The 1,851-nt window shown below is 36.5% G+C and carries 2 protein-coding genes; both read left to right on the plus strand.

The genetic code is table 11. The annotated features are described in order from the left end of the window. The coding region (istA, locus tag JCM9152_RS20925) for an IS21 family transposase (protein ID WP_035347751.1) at positions 1–1,531 on the plus strand (1,531 nt) is incomplete at its 5' end. Then, positions 1,528–1,851: ATP-binding protein (locus tag JCM9152_RS20930; RefSeq protein WP_035347753.1), on the plus strand; the 324-nt coding region annotated here is incomplete at its 3' end. The genes istA and JCM9152_RS20930, both read left to right, overlap by 4 nt.

A 1,851-nucleotide genomic window follows, 5' to 3' on the forward strand; every position in this document is an offset into this window, starting at 1 on the left:
ATTAAAACAAGGTTTTAGTAAAAGTAAGGTTGCTGCAAAACTGAGGATTTCAAGGCCTACATTATATCGTTATTTAAATAGAAATCCACAAGAGATGGCAGAATGGATGGTTACAACTCAGTCTAGAGAGAAGAAGCTTGATAAGTATAAGGAAGTCATTCTTTCTTGGTTGAGGAAGTATCCAGATATGACGGCAGCCCAAGTGCAAGATTGGTTGCTTGAAAAATATCCATCTTTTGAAGTCGGTGAAAGTACGGTTCGATCTTATGTGAGTGAACTAAGAAAAGAATATAACATACCTAAAGAGACATCCCAAAGGTCATATGAGGCTTTACCTGATCCTCCTTTAGGACAACAAATTCAAGTGGACTTTGGGCAAACGAAAAACAAAAAAGCTAGTGGGGGAACCGTTAAACTTTATTTCATCGCATTTGTATTATCTCATTCACGTTATAAATACAAGTACTGGTTAGATCGTCCCTTTACAACCAGAGACGTGATTGAAGCACATGAACGAGCATTTCAGTGGTTTCATGGAATCCCAAATGAGTTAGTGTATGACCAAGATAACTTAATCGTTGTTAGTGAAAATAGTGGGGATTTAATTTTGACTGAGGAGTTCCAAACATACAAAGAAGCGAAAAAGTTCAACTTATTTGTATGTAGAAAAGCGGACCCTGAAAGTAAAGGAAAAATAGAAAATGTCGTAGGTTTTATCAAATATAATTTTGCGAAACATCGAATATTTCACAATTTAGAGTCGTGGAATGAACAAGCGATAGAATGGCTCAACCGAACAGGTAACGCAAAAGTTCATAACACTACAAAAAAAAGACCGATTGAAGTGTTTGCCCTTGAAAAACAACACTTACAACCAGTCACGAACATCATGGATGTTCAAAATAACACCATTCCTAGTATAGCAAGGTCTATTCGTAAGGACAATACCATACGGTATTTATCTAATCGTTACTCCCTTCCATTAGGAAGTTTTCATAAATACCAAGAGGTTTACCTTAGAGTCATCGATAATGAAGAACTTATGATTTGTAGTCCAGATGGAGAGATCTTGGATAAACATCAACTATCAGTAGAAAAAGGCAAGTTAATTCAGAACCCCAAACACCGGCGTGATCGCACAAAAGGGATTGATGCATTTATTGAGACAGTGGTAGCCTATTTTGATCATAAAGAACTAGCTTATGAGTTTATATCAAAAGTGAGAGAAAAGAATCCCCGTTACATTCGTGACCAATTACAACTGATAGTAAATGCGATTAAAACCAATCATTCTATGACGATTAATAAAGCACTTGAAGAATGTTTTAAACGCAATCTATACAGTGGTACAGATTTCAGCGATATCATTAGGTATATAAAACGCCAACGACCGTTACACGCTACACACACCGATAACGCTGAACAAATGAATCAGCCCACAACGATTACTTCCAGTTGGGTCATGGATACAAATGCATCAAAAAGAGAGATGGACGAGTATTACTCAATATTAGAAGGTGATTCTCAATGACACAAATGAATCAATTACAAAAACTAATGAGAACCTTAAGGTTCGTTGAGGCATCTAATCACGTAACCGAATTGATAAAAAAAGCTGAACAAAATGACGCTTCTTACACGATGTTTTTACTCGATATTATGCACTATGAACAAAAGCGTCGAGAGGAAAAGCAAGTGGAAAAACGCTTAAAGTGGGCTACGTTCCCAGATTATAAAACATTAGAGGAGTTTGATCTTAAAGAGCAACAATCATTAAGTAAGAAACAACTTCATCAGCTGGGTGACCTTACATGGGTTGATCAGTTATATAACCTCGTATTATTAGGCCCT

This window comes from Halalkalibacter hemicellulosilyticusJCM 9152, assembly GCF_000513115.1.
In the GTDB taxonomy this organism is placed as follows: domain Bacteria; phylum Bacillota; class Bacilli; order Bacillales; family Bacillaceae_D; genus Halalkalibacter; species Halalkalibacter hemicellulosilyticus.